This window comes from Bacillus sp. FSL K6-6038 (assembly GCF_038050455.1).
In the GTDB taxonomy this organism is placed as follows: domain Bacteria; phylum Bacillota; class Bacilli; order Bacillales; family Bacillaceae_G; genus Bacillus_A; species Bacillus_A pseudomycoides.
Window position 1 is genome coordinate 3,769,846 of sequence record NZ_JBBOUH010000001.1, and the last position, 20,650, is coordinate 3,790,495.

The window sequence follows — 20,650 nt, forward strand, 5'->3', positions numbered from 1 at the left end:
GTTTATTTCCAGCTCCTTCCCTGACATTCCGAAATGTGATCAAATCCTAATTCATCTAATAACGCTGGTAATTCTTCAATAATTGTTGGACATACGAACGGATCAACAAAGTTCGCTGTACCAACTGCAACTGCGCTTGCACCAGCGTAAAAGAACTCAATTACATCTTCTGCTGATTCAATACCGCCCATTCCGATAATCGGAATGTTAACCGCTTGACTCACTTCATGTACCATACGAATCGCCACTGGCTTAATTGCAGGTCCTGATAGTCCGCCTGTACGGTTTGCTAAAATGGGTTTTGCTGTTTTTAAATCTAGACGCATACCAAGCAATGTATTAATCATCGTTAATCCGTCTGCACCTGCATTTTCAATTGCCTTCGCAATCTCTACAATGTTTGCCACGTTCGGTGACAATTTCACATATACCGGCACTTCAGAAACCTCTTTTACTCGCTTCGTTAAATCAGCAGCAATTTCTGGGACAGTACCAAAAGCTATACCACCCGTTTTTACGTTTGGACAAGAAATATTTAATTCTAGCGCATGAACATTCGGTGCTTTTGAAATTTCCTTTGCAACTGCTACATAATCCTCAGCTTGTGAACCTGCAACGTTCGCAATAATCGGAAGATCGAATTGCTCTAGCCATGGTAATTCAGAAGTCATTACCTTTTCTAGCCCAGGGTTTTGAAGCCCGATTGCATTTAGCATTCCGCCTGGTGTTTCAGCAACACGAGGCGTTGGATTTCCATAACGAGGTTGTTCTGTCGTTGCTTTAATCATGATTGATCCAAGTACGCTTAAATCATAAAATTGCGCATACTCACGACCAAACCCGAAGCAACCAGAAGCTGGGATGATTGGATTTTTCAACGATAATCCTGGTAATTCAACTTGCAATCTGTTCATAGTACAACCTCCCCGATTGGAAATACTGGCCCGTCGCTACACACCTTCTTGTAAGAATGTCCGCTTGGATCTTCTTGCAAGTGACATACACATGCGAAACATGCTCCAATACCACAGCCCATACGTTCTTCTAGTGAAATGTAGGCTTTTTTCTCTTTATAACGACCTTCTAATGCACGTAGCATTGCCAAAGGTCCACATGAGTATAAAATGTCAAAGTCGATTCCATAAGCATCAATCACATCTGTTACAAATCCCTTTGTACCATGTGTACCATCAACTGTTGCCACATACGTATCGCCAAGCTCTGCAAATTTCTCTTCGTAGAAAACAACATCTTTTGTTTGGAAACCTAAGATGTGAATGACACGTACACCCTTTGCAACAAGACGCTGTGATAACTCATAAAGTGGTGGTACACCAATCCCTCCACCTACTAATAGAGCTGTTTGCCCAGCTTCCGCTTCTTCTACAGGAAAACCATGGCCTAATGGTCCTAATACATCTACAATTTCACCTTGTTTTTTCTTTGCTAGTGTTTTTGTTCCTTGTCCTTCCGCACGATATAGCATTGTAAATTCGTTCTTGTCTTGATCGACATTACAAATACTAATTGGGCGGCGCAGAAGGGGCGTAATGCCCTCTGCTACCTTAATGTGTACAAACTGCCCTGGTTCGTTCATTTGCTGTACAAGATCACCTTGAAGCACTAATTCATAAATATTTTTTGCGATTTCTGTTTGGTTAACGACGATCATATTTTGCTTTTGCATCATGCATGTACCACCTCGTGACGCTGCGCTGGCGCGATTTCTTTCATTGCGTGAGCTGAGAATGTCATGGATTCTAGTACTCTTAAAATTGCTCTTGTTGTATCAAGTGAAGTTAAGCAGGCCACACCATTTTCTACTGATTCACGGCGAATGCGGAAACCATCACGCGCTGGTTGTTTTCCTTTTGTTAACGTATTGATTACAAACTGTGCTTTCCCTTGACGGATAATATCAAGTAAGTTGTAGTCTTCAGAATCAATTTTGTTTACAACTTGCACCGGAATGCTTTTCTCTGTTAACGATTGTGCTGTTCCTGCTGTTGCTAATAAGTTATAGCCGATTTCATGGAAGCGTTTTGCAATTTCCATTGCTTCTTCTTTATCTTTATCCGCCACAGTAATGATTACTGATCCGTGCGTTGGAATGTTAATTCCAGAAGCAACAAGTCCTTTATATAGTGCTTTTTCAAGCGTTAAGTCTTTCCCCATTACTTCCCCTGTTGATTTCATTTCAGGCCCTAATGTTGTATCAACTGAACGTAGTTTCGCAAATGAGAATACTGGAGCTTTTACATACACTTCATTCTCTTCTGAGCGATAGCCAGTTTCATATCCTTGTTCTACAAGATTTTGACCTAAAATAACTTTCGTTGCGATATTCGCCATCGGTACGCCTGTAATTTTACTTAAGAATGGTACTGTACGGCTCGCACGTGGGTTTACTTCAATTACATACACTTCGTCTTTGAATACTACAAACTGGATATTCAGTAATCCAACAATGTTTAATCCTCTTCCAAGTGCAATTGTATTTTCGATAATTTGTTCTTTCAGTTTTGCAGATAAGCTTTGCGGTGGGTATACTCCAATTGAGTCACCAGAGTGAACTCCAGCGCGTTCAATATGTTCCATAATACCTGGAATGAATACATTTTCACCGTCTGAAATTGCATCTACTTCAATTTCTTTACCAACCATATAGCGGTCAATTAATACTGGATGATCCGCATGAACTTTAACCGCATTTTTCATGTAATGCAGTAGTTCTTCTTGACGATATACGATTTCCATCGCACGCCCACCAAGTACGTAAGATGGTCTTACTAATACTGGGTAACCAATTTCTTCAGCGATTGCTACCGCTTGTTCTACAGTCGTTGCTGTTTTACCAACTGGTTGCGGGATACCAAGCTGTGTTAAAGCTGCTTCAAATTTATCACGATCTTCTGCACGGTCTAAATCTTCAAGTGATGTTCCTAAAATTTTCACACCGTGTTCTTCTAATTTAGCAGCTAAGTTAATTGCCGTTTGTCCACCGAACTGAACGATAACACCTTCTGGCTTCTCTAAATCAATGATGTGCATTACATCTTCGATTGTTAATGGTTCAAAGTATAATTTGTCAGAAATACTGAAGTCTGTTGAAACTGTTTCTGGGTTATTATTAATAATAATTGCTTCATATCCGGCTTCTTTAATTGCCCATACAGAGTGAACTGTTGCATAGTCAAACTCAACACCTTGACCGATGCGGATTGGACCAGATCCAAGTACAACTACGCTTTTACGATCTGTAACGATCGATTCATTTTCATCTCCATATGTGCTGTAGTAGTAAGGTGTTGCAGATTCGAATTCTGCCGCACAAGTATCTACCATTTTGAATACTGGCGTCATGCTATTTTCTTTACGCACATCATAAATTTCACGTTCTGTTTTATCCCAAGCAGCTGCAATGTAATGATCACTGAAGCCCATTTCTTTTGCTTCTTGTAATACTTCCATATTTCCTACATTCGCTTTTACTTCGCGTTCCATGTTTACGATGTTTTCGACTTTTTGTAAGAAGAAGAAGTCCATTTCACACCATGCGTTGATTTCTTCTTTCGTTACACCTTGACGGATTGCTTCTGCTACAACAAACAGGCGCTCATCATCTGCTTTTATAATACGTTTTTTCATCGTTTCTTTATCAAGTTCTTTTAAATGATCTAGTTCTAGGTGATAAATACCAAGCTCTAGAGAACGAACTGCTTTTAGTAATGATTCTTCTAGGTTACGTCCGATAGACATAACTTCACCAGTTGCCTTCATCTGTGTACCAAGCGTTCTGTTTGCTGATTCAAACTTATCAAATGGCCAACGTGGAATTTTAGAAACAACATAGTCTAGTGCTGGTTCGAAACATGCATATGTTTTTTGTGTTACTGGGTTTACAATTTCATCTAATGTTAAGCCGACTGCAATTTTCGCTGCTAACTTCGCAATTGGATATCCTGTTGCTTTAGATGCTAGTGCAGATGAACGACTTACACGTGGATTCACTTCGATTACATAATATTGGAAGCTATATGGATCAAGTGCAAGCTGAACGTTACATCCACCTTCAATTCCTAACGCACGAATAATTCGTAATGAAGTGTTACGTAACATTTGATACTCACGGTCACTTAATGTTTGGCTCGGCGCTACAACGATAGAATCACCTGTGTGAACCCCAACTGGATCGATATTTTCCATGTTACATACTACGATGGCATTGTCGTTTGAATCACGCATTACTTCGTATTCGATTTCTTTACAACCAGCAATACTCTTTTCTAATAAACATTGCGTTACCGGGCTATGTTTTAAACCACTTGTTACGGTTTCAATTAATTCTTTTTCATTGTGGCAAATACCGCCGCCTGTTCCGCCAAGTGTAAATGCTGGGCGAACGATCACCGGATACCCAATTTCTTTTACAAATTCATATGCTTCATCAAGCGTATGAATGATTTCACTTGGTGGTGTTGGTTCATTTAACTCTTGCATTAATGTACGGAATAGATCACGATCTTCCGCTTGCTCAATTGCTGATAATTTTGTTCCTAAAATTTCAACTCCACACTCGTCAAGCACACCTGATTTCGCAAGTTCAACAGCCATGTTTAAGCCCGTTTGACCACCTAATGTTGGTAAGATTGCATCTGGACGTTCTTTACGAATAATACGGCTTACAAATTCTAATGTTAATGGTTCAATATATACTTTATCTGCTGTTGCAGTATCTGTCATAATTGTTGCTGGGTTAGAGTTAACAAGGATTACTTTGTAACCTTCCTCTTTAAGAGATTGACAAGCTTGTGTACCAGAGTAGTCAAATTCCGCTGCTTGCCCAATTACAATTGGTCCTGATCCGATTACTAAAATTGTGTTAATGTCTAAGCGTTTTGGCATAACTCTTCCCCTTCTTTCTTGAAGTTTTCAATCATTGTTAAGAAATCTTCGAATAAATCATTTGCATCTTCTGGTCCCGCTGAAGCTTCTGGATGATATTGCACTGTAAATGCTGGGAACTTCTTATGACGAAGTCCTTCTACAGTTCCATCATTTAAAGCTACATGCGTAATTTCAAGATCTGTATTTTCAACTGACGCTTCTTCTACTGCGTAACCATGGTTTTGAGAAGTAATTGCTACTTTTCCAGTTGCAAGATGTTTTACTGGATGATTTAAACCACGGTGACCGAATTTTAACTTACTTGTATTCGCACCAGATGCTAGAGCAAACAATTGATGTCCAAGGCAAATCCCGAATAAAGGTACTTTTCCGATGATTTCTTTTAACATTTCAATTGCTTCTGGTACATCTTTTGGATCACCAGGTCCATTACTTAACATAATTCCGTCTGGACTAAGGCGTAAAATTTCTTCCGCTGTTGTATTGTAAGGTACAACGATTACATCACAATCACGTTTATTTAGCTCGCGCAAAATACCGTGCTTCATTCCGAAGTCTACAAGTACAACACGATGGCCACGGCCTGGGCTTGGATATGGATCTTTTGTTGATACGCGTTTCACATGATCTGTAAAGACTGTCGCTTTTAATTGGCTAACGATGTACTCTACATCCGCATCCATGTTGCAAAGACGCCCGCGCAGTGTTCCATATTGACGAATTTTTCGCGTTAATTTTCTTGTATCAATTCCTGCGAGTCCGGGAATATTTCTTTCTTTTAAGTAATCATCTAACGAAATTTCATTACGGAAGTTAGATGGGTGATCACAAATTTCGTTTACTATTAAACCATTTACAGATGGATGAATTGATTCGAAATCATCACGGTTAATGCCATAGTTTCCGATTAATGGGTACGTAAATGTTACAATTTGACCGCAGTATGATGGATCAGATAATGTTTCTTGATATCCAGTCATTCCTGTTGTAAATACAACCTCACCTGACTTTTCGATCTCTCCTCCGAAACCTTTTCCAATTAATACTGTTCCATCTTCTAAGATAAGCTGTCTTTTCATACTAATGCACTCTCCTTTTGCCATGCGATCTTACCGCCAACTATTGTCATAACCGGCCATCCTTGACACTTCCAGCCTGCAAACGGCGTATTTTTTCCTTTTGATAAGAATGTTGTTGGATCAATTTCTTCTTCTTGTTCTAAATCGATAATTGTAATATCTGCCGCTCTTCCTTCCTGCAAGCGACCTGCTTCTAAACCAAATGTATCAGCTGGTTTTTCTGTTAAGAATTGAATCAATTGTTCTAATGTGATAATCCCCTTTTTCACAAGGTTTGTATATAGTAATGGGAATGCTGTTTCAAAACCAGTAATTCCAAATGGTGCTCTTTCAATACCTTGTGCTTTTTCTTCTGCTGCATGCGGTGCATGATCTGTTGCGATTATATCGATTGTTCCATCTAATAATCCTTCAATTAAGGCTTCGTGATCTTCTTTTCCTCGAAGCGGTGGATTCATTTTAAAGTTTGGATCAACACCTGGGATATCATCTTCACATAATACTAAGTGGTGTGGTGTTACTTCTGCTGTCACTTTAATTCCAGCACGTTTTGCATCACGAATCACTCGTACAGATCCTTTTGTACTTACGTGACATACGTGATAGTGGCAATCTGCCGCTTCCGCAAGTAATATGTCCCGGGCAATATGTACAGATTCACATACTGATGGGATACCGTTTAATCCGTGTTCCTTAGAAAACTTCCCTTCATGTACACAACCTTTATTAATTAGTGTATTTTCTTCACAGTGTGCAACGACTGCCATATTTAATTTTGCTGCACGTTTCATAGCAGCTAGCATCATGCTTGCATCTTGTACGCCTACTCCATCATCAGTAAACGCGAATGCTCCAAGTTCTTTTAATGTTTCAAAGTCTGTCATTTCAGAACCTGCTTGACGTACTGTAATTGCGCCATATGGCAGTACATTTACATGTGCTTTTTCTTTAATTCGTTTTTGTAAGTCTTCCATATGTTCTTTGCTGTCTGGTACTGGGCGTGTATTTGGCATTGCGCAAATTGTTGTAAATCCACCTTTTGCTGCTGCAAGCGTACCTGTTTCAATTGTTTCTTTATGTTCACCACCTGGTTCGCGAAGATGAACGTGTACATCTACTAGTCCAGGTGCGATTAATTTTTCATTTACATCGATTACTTCAACATTATCTGCCGTAATATTTTCTGCTACTTTCGCAATTTTACCGTCTTGTACAAGAAGATCTGTTGCTACAATTTTTCCTTCTTCATTTAGATAACGTCCATTTTTAAACAAATAATTCATGTTTCATTCCTCCTAATACATTTGGTAATGCGCGTTTTAGTACAGCCATTCTTACGTAAACTCCGTTTTCCATCTGTTTGAAAATGCGGGAACGCTCACACTCAACGAGTTCGCTCGCAATTTCTACATCGCGGTTTATAGGAGCTGGATGCATAATAATGCTTCCTTGTTTCATACGTTTTTCTCGTTCAATTGTTAATCCGTGCTGTTCATGATACTCTTTCATGATGTCTGTTTCATAATGGTCATGACGCTCATGTTGCACACGAAGTAACATCATCACATCAACTTCTGGAACAAGTTCATCTAAACTTCTGTATGTTCCGAATGTGTTAGTTTCATCTTTCCACTCTTCTGGGCTAGCAAAGTAACTTGTTGCTCCTAGTTTCGTTAATGCTTCAGCATTAGAGCGGGCTACTCGGCTATGGCGGATATCTCCAACAATTGCAATCTTTAATCCTTCGAAGCTTCCAAACTCTTGTTTAATTGTTAAAAGGTCTAGCAAGCATTGTGTTGGATGATTTCCACATCCATCTCCAGCATTTAGGATTGGAATATTTACTTTATCTTTTAGCTCATCGAAGTAGCGATCTTGCTGATGGCGGATGACTACTGCTTTTGTTCCGATTGATTCTAGTGTTCTTATCGTATCGTATAATGTTTCTCCTTTTTGTACGCTAGAAGAATCTGCTGAGAAGTTTAATACGTCTAGTCCTAATCTCTTCTCGGCAACTTCGAAGCTAAACTTTGTTCTCGTACTATTTTCGAAAAATAAGTTCGCTACAAACGTTTGCTCTGTTGTTTTTTTACTTCTTCCATTTACGAAATCTTCTGCGTCTTTTAGGATTTCCGAAATCTCTTCTTTCGATAATTCACTCATCGTTAACAAATGGCTCATTGTCATCCCTCATCTTTCTGATTTTTATGATAACATTTTTGTATTTATATAACAACGATTGCATAAAAATACCCTAATCATATGAGACTAGGGTGCGAGAAAAAAGCCACCCTTTTCGGTCTCACAGGACTGAATTAAAAGGTTGTTTTTATGAAGCAATCTGCTTAGATTGTTGTTTCTGTTTCATTTCAGGTAACAGTAGATTTAACAGTACGCCAACGATTGCTGCAAGCGCCATTCCTTCTACTTGGAATGATTCTCCGACACGAAGTACCGCGCCACCAATACCGATTACCAGAATCACTGATGCAATCATTAAGTTTCGTTTGTCGCTTAAGTCTGTTTTATCATCTACCATCATGCGTAAACCGCTTGATGCGATTACTCCAAAGAGTAAGATTGATACGCCCCCCATAACTGGTGTTGGAATCGAGTGAATCAGTGCGGAAATCTTACCAATAAATCCGAACATAATCGCGAAGACTGCTGATCCGATGAATAAGTATACACTGTAAGCTCTCGTAATTGCCAGCACACCTATGTTTTCACCGTATGTTGTATTTGGTGGTCCACCAATTACTGATGCGATTAATGTCGCTACACCATCTCCAAAAATCGAGCGATGTAAACCTGGTTTTTCAATTAAATCTCGCTTAATAACATTTCCAAGTACGATTTGATGCCCGATATGTTCTGAAATTGTTACAAGTGCTACTGGCACCATTAAGAGTACAATCTTCCATGAAAACTCTGGCGTGTAAGTTACAAATGGTACGACAAAGTCTGGTACATCAAACCATTTCGCCTCAGCTACTGGCTTTAAGTCCACCAAGCCTTGGAAGTAAGCGAAGATATATCCTCCGATAATCCCTAATAGAACTGGTATGATGCTGAAAAATCCTCTTCCGAATATAGAGCAAATGATTGTAATTGCTAGCGTTACTAATGCTACTGAGAAGTGTGTAACACTATACTTGCCACCTGCATCATTCATTGCCATATTCACTGCTGTGTGTGCTAATGCTAATCCGATAACCATTACAACTGGACCAACGACAATTGGTGGGAGTAACTTCATAATCCATGCTGATCCCGATTTCTTAATTCCAAGTGAAATTAAGATGTATACAAGTCCTGCTAGTAAACCACCAAGCATTGCTGCTCCTGGTCCTCCTGCTGTCTTCGCCGTAATAATCGGTGCGATAAACGCGAATGATGAGCCTAGATATGCTGGTACTTGACCTTTTGTTATAAGAATAAACGCGAGTGTTCCTAATCCACTGGAGATTAAAGCTACTGATGGATTCAATCCTGTTAAAAACGGAACAAGCACTGTTGATCCAAACATCGCGAACAAATGTTGTATACTTAAAAATAACCATTTTCCGGGTTTCGGTACTTCATGAATGTCTAACACTGGCTTTTGCTCCATTGTTATATCCTCCTTCAGTTTAAAACTTTGCAATAAAAAAACTCTTTGCGCCCTATGCACAAAGAGTCCTATACTTTCGTATGTCAAATTTGACATACGAAAGTCAAGACCCTTTGGCAGCCTCACAGGACTACATTTAAAAGGGCTTTACTTATCGTATATACTTACTCGATCTTGCTGATCCGTCTCTTGCAAATCAACTTCAATACGTTCTTCACTTGATGTTGGAATGTTCTTCCCTACATAATCAGCGCGAATTGGTAATTCACGATGACCTCTGTCTACAAGAACAGCTAATTGGATTTGTGATGGTCTACCTAAATCCATAAGAGCATCCATTGCTGCTCGAACCGTTCTTCCTGTATACAATACATCATCCACAAGAATAACTTTTTTCTTCGTAATGTCCACAGGAATATCTGAACCTTTTACAAGCGGTTCTTTATTTTTTGATTGCAATGTTAAATCATCACGATATAGCGTAATGTCTAACTCGCCTACTTCTATTTCTTTTCCTTCAATTTGACCAATTCGTTCTGCTAAACGCTGTGCAATAAAAATCCCACGTGTTTTAATTCCGACAAGAACACAATTATCGACACCTTTATTACGTTCCACAATTTCATGACTGATGCGTGTTAAAGCACGGCGAATCATTTGGTCATCTAAAACGACAGCTTTTTCTTGCATGCTCTACACCTCCAAGCTTTTTTCTTGCGTGAGAGGAATGGTATAAAAAAAGTCCTCTCAGCGTGTGCGAGAGGACTTTTGAAAAAAGGGTACAAGTACACCCTAAGTATTTCAAACCGTTACCTTCTCAACCTCACGGGGCTGTGTTAAAGGATCATTATTCAACTGTTGCTAGTATCGCAGGTTTTAATCGTTTTGTCAATACTATTTCCGTAAAACATTTAAAACTTCTTCAAATACTGCTGGAACTGGCGCCTCAAACTCGATATATTCGCCTGTATGAGGATGATTAAACCCTAAAATCCCCGCATGAAGCGCTTGTCCATTTATATCTAATGTTTTTTTCGGACCATATTTCGGATCTCCCGCAAGCGGGTATCCAATATATTTCATATGAACACGAATTTGGTGCGTACGGCCGGTTTCTAAACGACACTCTACAAGTGTAAAGTCTTTAAATCGTTCTAACACCTGAAAATGCGTAACAGCATGCTTCCCATTTTCATCAACCGTCATACTTTGGCGGTCCTTTTTATCACGGCCAATTGGAGCATCAATTGTCCCTTTATCATGTGGAATTACACCATGGACGATTGCTTTATATCGTCTTGTTACTGTTTTTGCCACAAGCTGATTTACAAGAGATTCATGTGCCATATCATTTTTAGCAACCATCAATAAGCCAGATGTATCTTTATCAATACGATGTACAATCCCTGGACGCATTACACCGTTAATACCTGATAAATCTGTACAATGATGCATTAACCCATTTACAAGTGTACCACTTGTATGTCCAGGAGCTGGATGCACAACCATGCCACGTGGCTTATTCACAACAAGCACATCTGCATCTTCATAATAAATTTCTAAATTCATGTCTTCTGGCAAAATATCAAGCTCTTCTGGATCTGGAATTGCTACTGCAATTTCATCATTTACTTTTACTTTATAATTTCCTTTAATGTCGTTTCCATTTACGGTTACAACGCCATCTTTAATCCACTGTTGTACTTGTGAACGTGACCATTCATTGTTCACTCCCGCGAGAAACTTATCAATCCGTTCGCTCTTTTGTTCTTCTGTAACTGTTACTTGTACTACTTCGCTCATTCAATTACTCCTTCATTTTCTTTCCTTCTAATAATGTTTGAATAATAATCAATACAACCCCAATACATAAAGCTGAGTCAGCTATGTTAAATACCGGATAGTTGTATGAAAAAATATACACGTGAATGAAATCCACCACTTCTTGTCTAAATACACGATCAATAAAGTTGCCAATTGCTCCGCCTAAAATAAGACCTAATGAAATCCCTAGGAGCCTATCTGTTTTTGCATACTTTTTCATATAAAATACGATAAATCCTACAAAAACAACTGTAATAATATAGAAGAACCACATTTTGTTTTCTAAAATGCCCCAGGCAGCTCCTCTATTCCGATGTGATGTTATGTATAATACATTATCGATAATCGGGATACTTGTACCTAATTCCATGTTTTTTACAATTAACCATTTCGATACTTGATCGATGGTAATGACAAATAACGCTATTAAATAATATATCATTTTCATTTCCCCCACAAAGACAGTGTACCTCAAAATTTTAGCATAGCTACGGTCTTTTCACAATGAACCTTTACGGAAGAATAAAATAAAATAAAAAAAGGTAATATAATATCGTTGTGCCTCTTAGACATTTACTTTCTCATATAAAAATTCATGAATTGTACGAGCTGTTGGCATCATTTTCATTTGCTTTACAGGAATGTATTTCCCAGTTTCCTCACAAATACCATACATATCGATTTCCATTTTAAATAATGCTCGTTCCACATCTTTTAAATCTTCTCTTATATCATGTAAAAATAATTTCTTTTTTCCATCTTCCTTCGATTCATAGCCTAATTCCAGTCCGAATTCTACATAATAAGTTTCTATCGCTTCTTTTGCCAGTCGTTCCTGTAGTTCTTTTTTCATCAATTGTAATTCTTCTTTGATTTCCATATAGATTTCATTCACGTGTACATCCCTCCCGGCTGCAATGTACCGTTAGTGTGTCCGAAATTTTCTCGCTTACCGCTCACACATTTTTCCTTCATAGGAAAGTGCTTAAAAGTTACTTCCTCCTGCCCAACAGAAAAACTTTAAGCAGTCGAACTTTTCATACATCTGCCACATGTTAAGAAGAATCCTTACTAAATACAAAAACTGACTACCGTAATAGCAGTCAGTTTTTATCACATCATTATTTTACATAATTTTCTTTTACTACTGTTGCACAACGCTCACATAATGTTTCATGTTCAGCGTCTTTACCAATTGTTTCAGAAACAACCCAGCAACGTTCACATGTTTCACCAGTTGCCTGCGCTACAACAACAGCTGTATGCTCATATTTTGGTGCACCCGCTGGAGCTTCTTCCATTGTTCCACCAAGTTTATACTCAGAGACAATAAATAATTGTTTTAAATCTTCACTAATAGACTCTAACATTTGTTTCATTTCTGCAGTTGGATATAGGGTAATACTCGCATTTAATGACTTACCGATTACTTTTTCATTACGAGCCACTTCTAACGCTTTTAATACGTCATCTCGAAGTGTCATAAATGCATCCCATTTTGTTTTTAACGCTTCCGCACCCTCTACTTCTACAGCTTCTGGCATATCGGTTAGCTGAACGCTTTCCTCTACAACACCAGGAACATATGGCCATACTTCATCAGCTGTATGAGGTAAGATTGGTGTTACAAGTTTTGTTAATGCAACAAGAACATCGTAAAGTACTGTTTGAATCGCACGACGGTCATGATGATTTGCTGCTTCAATGTATAAAATGTCTTTTGCAAAGTCTAAATAGAATGAGCTTAAATCAATTGTGCAGAAGTTATGAATTGCATGATATACTGCCGCAAAGTCATATGTTTCATATGCTTCTTTTACTTTTGTAATTAAGTCATTTAATTTCACTAGCATGTAGCGATCTACTTCACGTAATTCAGCTTTCGCTACTGCATCTTGACTTGGATTAAAGTCAGCTAAGTTTCCTAATAAGAAACGGAATGTGTTACGGATTTTACGATATACTTCTGCAACTTGTTTTAAAATATCATCTGAAATACGCACATCAGATTGGTAGTCAACAGAAGATACCCATAAACGTAAAATATCTCCACCTAATTGATCCATGATTTTCTTCGGTACAACAATGTTCCCGATAGATTTACTCATTTTACGACCTTCACCGTCTAATACGAATCCATGACTCAACACACCTTTGTATGGTGCTTTACCTGTTACTGCAACTGCTGTTGATAATGAAGAGTTAAACCAGCCACGGTATTGGTCAGATCCCTCTAAGTATAAATCAGCTGGACGTTGTAAGTCTTCGCGCTCTTCTAGGACAGCTTGGTGAGAAGAACCTGAATCAAACCATACGTCCATAATGTCTGTTTCTTTACGGAATTCGCCATTCGGACTAGATGGATGTGTAAATCCTTCTGGTAATAAATCTTTCGCTTCACGTTCGAACCATACGTTAGAACCGTTCTCACGGAATAGATCTGCTACGTGATTGATTGTTTCATCTGTAATAATTGGATCGCCATTCTCTGCATAGAAGACAGGAATCGGTACACCCCATGCACGTTGACGAGAAATACACCAATCACCACGGTCACGAACCATATTATGAAGACGTGTTTCCCCCCATGCTGGTACCCATTTCGTTTCTTCAACAGCTTGTAATAACTCCTTGCGGAACGCTTCAATAGATGCAAACCATTGCGCTGTCGCACGGAAGATAATTGGTTTTTTCGTTCTCCAGTCATGTGGATAAGAATGCGTAATAAATGTTAATTTTAATAACGCGCCAACTTCTTCTAATTTTTCCGTAATTGGCTTATTAGCTTTATCATAGAATAGACCTTCAAATCCAGGTGCTTCACTTGTTAATACACCTTTATCATCAACTGGGCAAAGAACTTCTAATCCATATTGTTTCCCAACAAGGAAATCGTCTTCCCCATGTCCAGGTGCTGTATGTACACAACCTGTACCAGCATCTGTTGTAACGTGCTCACCAAGCATAACTAAAGAATCACGCTCATAGAATGGATGCTTCGCAACTGTATACTCAAGTTCGCTACCTTTAACTGTTTTCACAACTTCAGCATTTTCCCACTCTAACGTTTTAGAAACTGTGTCAAATAGTTCAGAAGCAATAATATATTTTTCATCATTTACTTTCACAATGCTGTATTCAAGTTCTGGATGAACAGAAATACCTAAGTTGGCTGGTAATGTCCAAGGTGTTGTTGTCCAAATGATAAATTTCTCGTCGCCCTCTAATACGTCTTTTCCGTCTTTTACAGGGAATGCCACATAAATAGATGCTGACTTTTTATCATTGTATTCAATTTCAGCTTCAGCTAAAGCGGATTCACTTGTTGGAGACCAATAAACTGGTTTTTGTCCTTTATAGATATAACCTTTTTTCGCCATTTCACCAAATACTTTAATTTGCTGCGCTTCATAAGCTGGCTCTAAGGTAATATATGGGCGATCCCAATCAGCACGCACACCAAGACGTTTAAACTGTTCACGTTGGCGATTGACTTGTTCGTATGCATACTCTGCACATAATTTACGGAATTCTGCAACCGTCATTTCTTTACGTTTTACACCTTTATTTGTTAAAGCTTGTTCAATTGGTAAACCGTGTGTATCCCATCCTGGTACATATGGTGCACAGTATCCAGTCATTGATTTGTAACGAACAATAAAATCTTTTAATACTTTATTTAACGCATGTCCCATATGAATGTCACCATTCGCATATGGAGGACCATCATGCAGTACAAATAAAGGACGACCTTTTGTATGTTCTTGTACCTTTTCATAAATGTTCATCTCAGCCCATTTTTCTTGCATTGCAGGCTCACGCTTTGGTAAATTCCCACGCATTGGGAATTCTGTTTTCGGCATTAGTAATGTATTTTTATACTCCACGCTTAATTCCTCCTCGAATGTATAAAAGAAAGACCCTAAAAAATGGAATAAAAAAGAGACTTTCTCATCCCCAAAAAAGGGACGAGAAAGTCTCCCGCGGTACCACCCTAGTAGACCGTACACGTATGCACAAAGTCCTCTTTATATTCTTAACGCGAATATACGCCTACGCTTACTTTTTTGTTCAGCGCGGAACTCCAGGGTGATATTCCCATTTATCTCCTTATCCTGAGCTTACACCGTCCTCAGTTCGCTATATAAGGTATGAAAAAGGTACTTATCCCTATCTTCGTTTTTCTTAATAAATATGTTGTTTAAAATTATATGTAATAATGAGAAAAACGTCAAGCTTACACTGTTTCTTCTTTCTTTAATAGCTCGTCCACTTCTTCTTCTAGCTCAATTAATTTGTCCCAATCATCGTTGTTTAACATTTCAAGCTGTGCTTCTAATAACATACGGAAACGCGTACGGAATACTTTCGCTTGTTTCTTTAGCTCTTCAATATCAAATGCAACTTTTCTTGATTTTACTAAAGCTTCATTAATGATACGATCTGCATTCTTTTCTGCTTCACGTACAATTAATTTCGCTTCTTTTTGTGCATTACGCTTTACTTCTTCCGCCGCTTCTTGTGCAACAACGATAGACTTATTTAGCGTGTCTTCAATGTTAGAAAAATGATCTAATTTACCTTCTAGTTGAGCAACTTTTTCTTCTAATGCTTTTTTCTCGCGAATGACCAATTCATAATCTTTGATGATCTGATCAAGAAACTCATTTACTTGATCCTCATCATAGCCACGGAATCCGCGACCAAATTCTTTGTTATGAATATCTAATGGTGTTAACGGCACAAACGCCACCTCCAAGTAGTTATCTGAATTTTCCTCTTTTAATTATATCTTTTCTTCGACAAAATAAGGGATTTTCCTTCTAAAAAACCAATCATTTTAGTATACCATACAAAACTCGCCATTTGTCGCGTTTCGTTTTTCCTTCTACAGAAAATAATTTACTCCGGCCATATCCCCTAATTGAAAAAACATCACCCGGAAAACACTCATATGCAGTTTGTTCAACAGTTTTCCAGTTCACTTTCACAAGACCGTTTTTTATAAGCGGTTGTACTTTTTGCCGTGATAGATGAAGCATTTCAGCTAGCAGGACATCTAATCGAAGGGATGAAACAGTTCCAGACTGCTCTTTCCATTCTTCTTGCAATCGTAATACTTTGTCTGCTTGTACAGAGGAAAGTGAGACCGTCATTTTTCCTATTGATTGTAAATTCATTTCAATGTAAGAAACAATTTCTTTTGCAACTATAATTTGGGCACGATTTTCTTGAAGCAAAATATCACCACACTTTTCTCTTGTAAGACCAAGAGACATAAATGCACCTAATATTTGCCTATGTTCAAGCGTATAAAACTTGGAAGGATAGTCAATTTCTAATACTTCAACTTGGAAATCTTCTTCATTTAAATCAAGATAACTCGGATAAATAAGAGCTCTTTTCCTTTCCGCTTTTGGCTCAGCACCATAAAGACGCAAAGTAGCATCCCCTTGATTTCCAATTATCGTAGCAACAATTTGCTGCTGACGCGGATCCAGAAAATCCGTTAATTTCACTTGATGATATTCTTCAGCCACCTGTTTCCACTCTAACACTTTATCGACAAAGACCACTTCTTCGGGTCTAAAATGCTCATAGATGCTCATTCATTCAACCTCTTATTACAAGAAATAACGAAACAGACTTACTAAACCACTACTAGCCAATCTCAACGCAATAATTGCAACAATTGGAGAAATATCAATCATGCCAAAAGGTGGGATAAATCTCCGAAACGGTTCTAAATATGGTTCACAAATACGTGATAGAAAATCACCAAATGTTGATTCTCTAGCCCCTGGAAACCAAGATAGAAGGATATAGATAATAAGCGCCCAGGAATAAATCTGGATGATCCAAAGCAATGCTTGTAAAATAATCGTCATGGCGTATTACCACCTCTTTATATTTGTCTCTTCCTCTTCACCGAACAACTCAGAAATGGCCCCAACAATATCCACAGTCTCAGGTGTACAAATAAATGTTTTCGGTCCTAATTTTTGAATATCCCCGCCTATAGCGTATACAGTACCACTTAAAAAGTCAACGATACGCACAGCTTGATCTGTTGACATCCTTTGCAAATTAATGACAACCGCTCTTCTTCCCTTTAAATGATCCGCAATCCCTTGTGCTTCCGAATATGTGCGCGGTTCTAACAAAACAACTTTGGAAGATTGCTTTGCTGTTTCAATACTTACAATATTTTGTTTCGGCTGTGCTTTCGTAAGTGGAATATCCTGCTGCTCTGGTGGATCTTGTTGTTTTTTCATTTCAGCTTGCTCCTTTTCCTTTTCGTAAGCTTCTCGCTCTTCTGGAGTGTCAAAAAAGAAGTATTTTACTTTTGACCAACTCATAATAACATTCTCCTTCCTTTTATGCTTTTCCTACTAAAATCGTTCCCAAACGAATATATGTAGCACCTTCTTCAATTGCAATCGTATAATCATTTGACATTCCCATTGATAACTCTTTACACGGAGCGTATGATAATCCTAGTTCTTGTACTTGTTTTTGCAAACCACGCAATTTCTTAAAACAATGACGAATTTCGGCTTCTTCCTCAGTAAATGGTGCCATTGTCATCAATCCAACAACTTCAATTTTATCAAATTCTTGCAAAGCACGAATAAACGCAATCGTTTCCTCAGCCGCTATCCCTTGCTTTGATTCTTCAGACGATGTTTTCACTTGTACAAAACATCGAACCTGCTTTGTAGTACGCTTTTGAATTTCTTTCGCAAGTGAAATGCGATCTAATGAATGCAAATAATCAATCTCATTAATAATTTCTTTTACTTTTCTCGTTTGTAACGAACCAATGAAATGCCAATTTACTTTTGAACCAAAATGCTCATACTTCTGTAAAAAACCTTCATTACGATTCTCACCTAAATCAGTAAGTCCAGCTTCTATTACTTCATTTGTTTTTTCAATTCCTACTGTTTTTGTTACTGCAACGAGCTTAACCTCTTGTGCCGATCGCTCTGCTCGTTCACATGCTATTTTAATTTTCTCATTTACAAATGCTAAATTCTCTTGCACTACCACTGTTTTCAATCCTCCTTAAAGCCTATGAAACTCAACATTCTTCCTGTTTTTCCCCGATCACGACGATGTGAGAAAAACAATTGTTCTTCACAGCTTGTACAAAGAGACGACATCATAATATGCTCTTCTTTTATGCCAGCTTGTATGCATAATATGCGATTGATTTCTTTTAAATCAATTGCATATTGTCCGTCTGAAATCAATTTATATGGAACATGTCCGTTTACCGCTTGTTTTGCTGCTGATAATACGCGATCATCAACTACATAACAGCAGGACCCTATGGCTGGTCCAATTGCAACATAAATCTCATGAGCTGGCACCCCTTCCGCACGCCACTTTTGAATCATTTCTTTTGCAATTTCTTTTACAGTGCCTTTCCATCCAGCATGTGCCAGTCCTATCATACCTTGTGATGGTGCATAGAAATAGAGTGGAACACAATCAGCATAACAAGATGTTAAACATACATCTCTATCAGTCGTATAAATACCATCTGTGTTTGGAATACCCTCTTCATATGAATAGATTCCTCGCCCTTTTTCTTGCTGTCCTACTTTTTCAACATGATGATCATGAACTTGTTCTGAACAAATCCAATTTTCTAATGTTTTTTGTAACTTGTTCGCTAAAATACGTCTATTTTCATGAACATTTTCCATCATATCATTTACATGTAATCCTAAATTCATCGCATGAAAGGAGCCTGTACTTACTCCACCATCTTTTGTCGTAAATCCTGCAGTAATGTTTCCAAGTTCTTTCCACGCTTGTAAATACAATATACCGTCCTCATATATAAATGGTTCTCTCATAAAGCGGCTCCTTTTAATAAAATAACATAAAAAGCATGGTACTTCCTGTCTATTTTACCATACTTTTATTTTTCCATAATGACAACATAAAAAAAAGAGGAATTTGTAATATTCTTTAAGAAATTGTCGGTGTTTGTATTGATTCTGTTACAGAATTGACATGATCAGCTCTTACTAATATTACATCCTCTCCAATTTTTACAATTTGCTTCCACGGAATAACAAACTCTGCTTCTTTCCCAAATATTCCTAACATACGTGTTTGCTTTGAAATAATGACAGCTTGAATCTTCCCTGTATTCATATCAATATCGATATCGCTAATGTTTCCAAGTTTTTTTCCGTCAGAGACATTTACAACATCCTTAATTTGAAACTCTGAAATTCGTATCATTGTCATTCTCCCCTTTTATGTTGTGTAATCGATAAGTCTCCTTCTGCCAGCGGTTTCACTTTACTGTCATTATATGAACACGCAATCTTTCCTATGAACAGAATCTCGGGGCACGCAACATAAAAAGATCTCATCGTAAATGATGAGACCTTATCCTTGAATTGTTTTATTCATTTGTTTAATTGCTGATTTTTCAAGGCGTGATACTTGCGCTTGAGAAATCCCAATTTCTTCGGCAACTTCCATTTGTGTTTTCCCTTGAAAAAAACGTTTTCGGATAATCATTTTTTCGCGATCATTCAATCGTTTCATTCCTTCTTTCAACGCCAATTCTTCCACCCATTGCTCGTCCCTTTGTTTATCATCACTCAGTTGATCCATCACAAAAATAGGATCGCCCCCATCATTATAGATTGGTTCAAATAGTGATACTGGATCTTGAATGGCATCAAGTGCAAAAACGATTTCTTCATGTGTCACTTCAAGTACTTTTGCAATATCCATCGCCGTTGGTTCTTTTGAATTTTCAGCAATTAGCTTTTCTCTTACCTGTAATGCTTTATACGCAATATCTCGCAACGAACGAGAGACGCGAATTGGATTGTTATCACGCAAATATCTACGAATTTCTCCAATAATCATTGGCACAGCATATGTTGAAAATTTAACATTTTGGCTTAAGTCAAAGTTATCAATGGATTTCATAAGTCCAATGCAGCCGACTTGAAATAAATCATCAACAAATTCTCCTCTGTTGTTAAATCGCTGAATGACGCTCAGTACAAGACGTAAGTTTCCATTTACTAATTTCTCTCTTGCGCTTATCTCTCCACTTTGCATTTCTCGAAATAATTTACGCATCTCTTCATTTTTTAGTACTGGAAGTTTAGCTGTATCAACACCGCAAATTTCTACTTTGTTTCTCGTCAAAGTGTTCCCTCCTATCGGGAGTTGCTGTACAGTG

20 protein-coding genes and 1 other annotated feature are annotated in these 20,650 nt (G+C 38.1%); all 20 genes read right to left on the reverse strand.

The features are described 5' to 3' along the window. Positions 1–2 precede the first annotated feature (2 nt). On the reverse strand, positions 3–914 hold the full coding sequence (gene pyrD, locus NSQ40_RS19765) for a dihydroorotate oxidase B catalytic subunit (protein WP_018764743.1): 912 nt from the start codon (positions 912–914) through the stop codon (positions 3–5). Beyond that, the gene (pyrK, locus tag NSQ40_RS19770) at positions 911–1,690 is read right to left on the reverse strand and encodes a dihydroorotate oxidase B electron transfer subunit (RefSeq protein WP_098158932.1); all 780 of its coding nucleotides are present in this window, start codon (positions 1,688–1,690) and stop codon (positions 911–913) included. The genes pyrD and pyrK overlap by 4 nt, the downstream gene beginning before the upstream one ends. After that, the gene (gene carB / locus NSQ40_RS19775; RefSeq protein WP_098158933.1) at positions 1,687–4,905 is read right to left on the reverse strand and encodes a carbamoyl-phosphate synthase large subunit; all 3,219 of its coding nucleotides are present in this window, start codon (positions 4,903–4,905) and stop codon (positions 1,687–1,689) included. Before carB ends, pyrK begins: the two co-directional genes overlap by 4 nt. Continuing rightward, the gene (locus tag NSQ40_RS19780; protein WP_018764746.1) at positions 4,890–5,987 is read right to left on the reverse strand and encodes a carbamoyl phosphate synthase small subunit; all 1,098 of its coding nucleotides are present in this window, start codon (positions 5,985–5,987) and stop codon (positions 4,890–4,892) included. The genes carB and NSQ40_RS19780 overlap by 16 nt, the downstream gene beginning before the upstream one ends. Beyond that, entirely contained in the window at positions 5,984–7,270 is a 1,287-nt protein-coding gene (pyrC, locus tag NSQ40_RS19785) for a dihydroorotase (RefSeq protein ID WP_033796376.1), read from the reverse strand. Before pyrC ends, NSQ40_RS19780 begins: the two co-directional genes overlap by 4 nt. Beyond that, a complete protein-coding gene (locus NSQ40_RS19790; protein WP_098158934.1) occupies positions 7,254–8,168 on the reverse strand; it encodes an aspartate carbamoyltransferase catalytic subunit in 915 nt (304 codons plus the stop codon). The genes pyrC and NSQ40_RS19790 overlap by 17 nt, the downstream gene beginning before the upstream one ends. Positions 8,169–8,316: 148 nt before the next feature. Next, positions 8,317–9,600: a uracil permease gene (gene uraA / locus NSQ40_RS19795; protein ID WP_003199817.1), complete on the reverse strand. Its 1,284-nt coding sequence runs from the start codon at positions 9,598–9,600 to the stop codon at positions 8,317–8,319. Positions 9,601–9,747: 147 nt separating this feature from the next. Further along, complete coding sequence (gene pyrR / locus NSQ40_RS19800) at positions 9,748–10,290, reverse strand: bifunctional pyrimidine operon transcriptional regulator/uracil phosphoribosyltransferase (RefSeq protein WP_001156487.1); 543 nt, start codon at positions 10,288–10,290, stop codon at positions 9,748–9,750. Between the two features lie 204 nt (positions 10,291–10,494). Continuing rightward, positions 10,495–11,403, reverse strand: coding sequence for an RluA family pseudouridine synthase (locus NSQ40_RS19805; RefSeq protein WP_258248300.1), 909 nt, complete (start codon positions 11,401–11,403; stop codon positions 10,495–10,497). A gap of 4 nt (positions 11,404–11,407) precedes the next feature. Further along, positions 11,408–11,866: a lipoprotein signal peptidase LspA gene (gene lspA, locus NSQ40_RS19810; RefSeq protein ID WP_018764750.1), complete on the reverse strand. Its 459-nt coding sequence runs from the start codon at positions 11,864–11,866 to the stop codon at positions 11,408–11,410. A 123-nt stretch (positions 11,867–11,989) separates the two neighbouring features. Next, positions 11,990–12,319: a molecular chaperone DnaK gene (locus NSQ40_RS19815; RefSeq protein WP_018764751.1), complete on the reverse strand. Its 330-nt coding sequence runs from the start codon at positions 12,317–12,319 to the stop codon at positions 11,990–11,992. Between the two features lie 226 nt (positions 12,320–12,545). Beyond that, positions 12,546–15,311 carry an isoleucine--tRNA ligase gene (ileS2, locus tag NSQ40_RS19820; protein ID WP_033796378.1) on the reverse strand — a complete coding sequence of 922 codons (2,766 nt, stop codon included), beginning with the start codon at positions 15,309–15,311 and terminating at the stop codon, positions 12,546–12,548. Positions 15,312–15,385: 74 nt separating this feature from the next. Beyond that, positions 15,386–15,610, reverse strand: a binding site (T-box leader). A gap of 51 nt (positions 15,611–15,661) precedes the next feature. Continuing rightward, the gene (gene divIVA / locus NSQ40_RS19825; protein WP_016116021.1) at positions 15,662–16,168 is read right to left on the reverse strand and encodes a septum site-determining protein DivIVA; all 507 of its coding nucleotides are present in this window, start codon (positions 16,166–16,168) and stop codon (positions 15,662–15,664) included. A 91-nt stretch (positions 16,169–16,259) separates the two neighbouring features. Continuing rightward, positions 16,260–17,033: a YlmH family RNA-binding protein gene (locus tag NSQ40_RS19830; RefSeq protein ID WP_003208221.1), complete on the reverse strand. Its 774-nt coding sequence runs from the start codon at positions 17,031–17,033 to the stop codon at positions 16,260–16,262. Positions 17,034–17,048: 15 nt separating this feature from the next. Next, entirely contained in the window at positions 17,049–17,312 is a 264-nt protein-coding gene (locus NSQ40_RS19835; protein WP_003199802.1) for a YggT family protein, read from the reverse strand. Between the two features lie 6 nt (positions 17,313–17,318). Next, the gene (locus tag NSQ40_RS19840) at positions 17,319–17,783 is read right to left on the reverse strand and encodes a cell division protein SepF (RefSeq protein ID WP_003199801.1); all 465 of its coding nucleotides are present in this window, start codon (positions 17,781–17,783) and stop codon (positions 17,319–17,321) included. A 19-nt stretch (positions 17,784–17,802) separates the two neighbouring features. After that, on the reverse strand, positions 17,803–18,477 hold the full coding sequence (locus NSQ40_RS19845; RefSeq protein WP_003199799.1) for a YggS family pyridoxal phosphate-dependent enzyme: 675 nt from the start codon (positions 18,475–18,477) through the stop codon (positions 17,803–17,805). Between the two features lie 5 nt (positions 18,478–18,482). Beyond that, positions 18,483–19,292: a peptidoglycan editing factor PgeF gene (pgeF, locus tag NSQ40_RS19850; RefSeq protein ID WP_003199797.1), complete on the reverse strand. Its 810-nt coding sequence runs from the start codon at positions 19,290–19,292 to the stop codon at positions 18,483–18,485. Positions 19,293–19,407: 115 nt separating this feature from the next. Continuing rightward, positions 19,408–19,686, reverse strand: a complete 279-nt coding sequence (locus NSQ40_RS19855; RefSeq protein WP_016116026.1) for a YlmC/YmxH family sporulation protein — start codon at positions 19,684–19,686, stop codon at positions 19,408–19,410. 150 nt (positions 19,687–19,836) lie between these two features. Then, positions 19,837–20,616: an RNA polymerase sporulation sigma factor SigG gene (gene sigG, locus NSQ40_RS19860; protein ID WP_003199794.1), complete on the reverse strand. Its 780-nt coding sequence runs from the start codon at positions 20,614–20,616 to the stop codon at positions 19,837–19,839. Positions 20,617–20,650 lie beyond the last annotated feature (34 nt).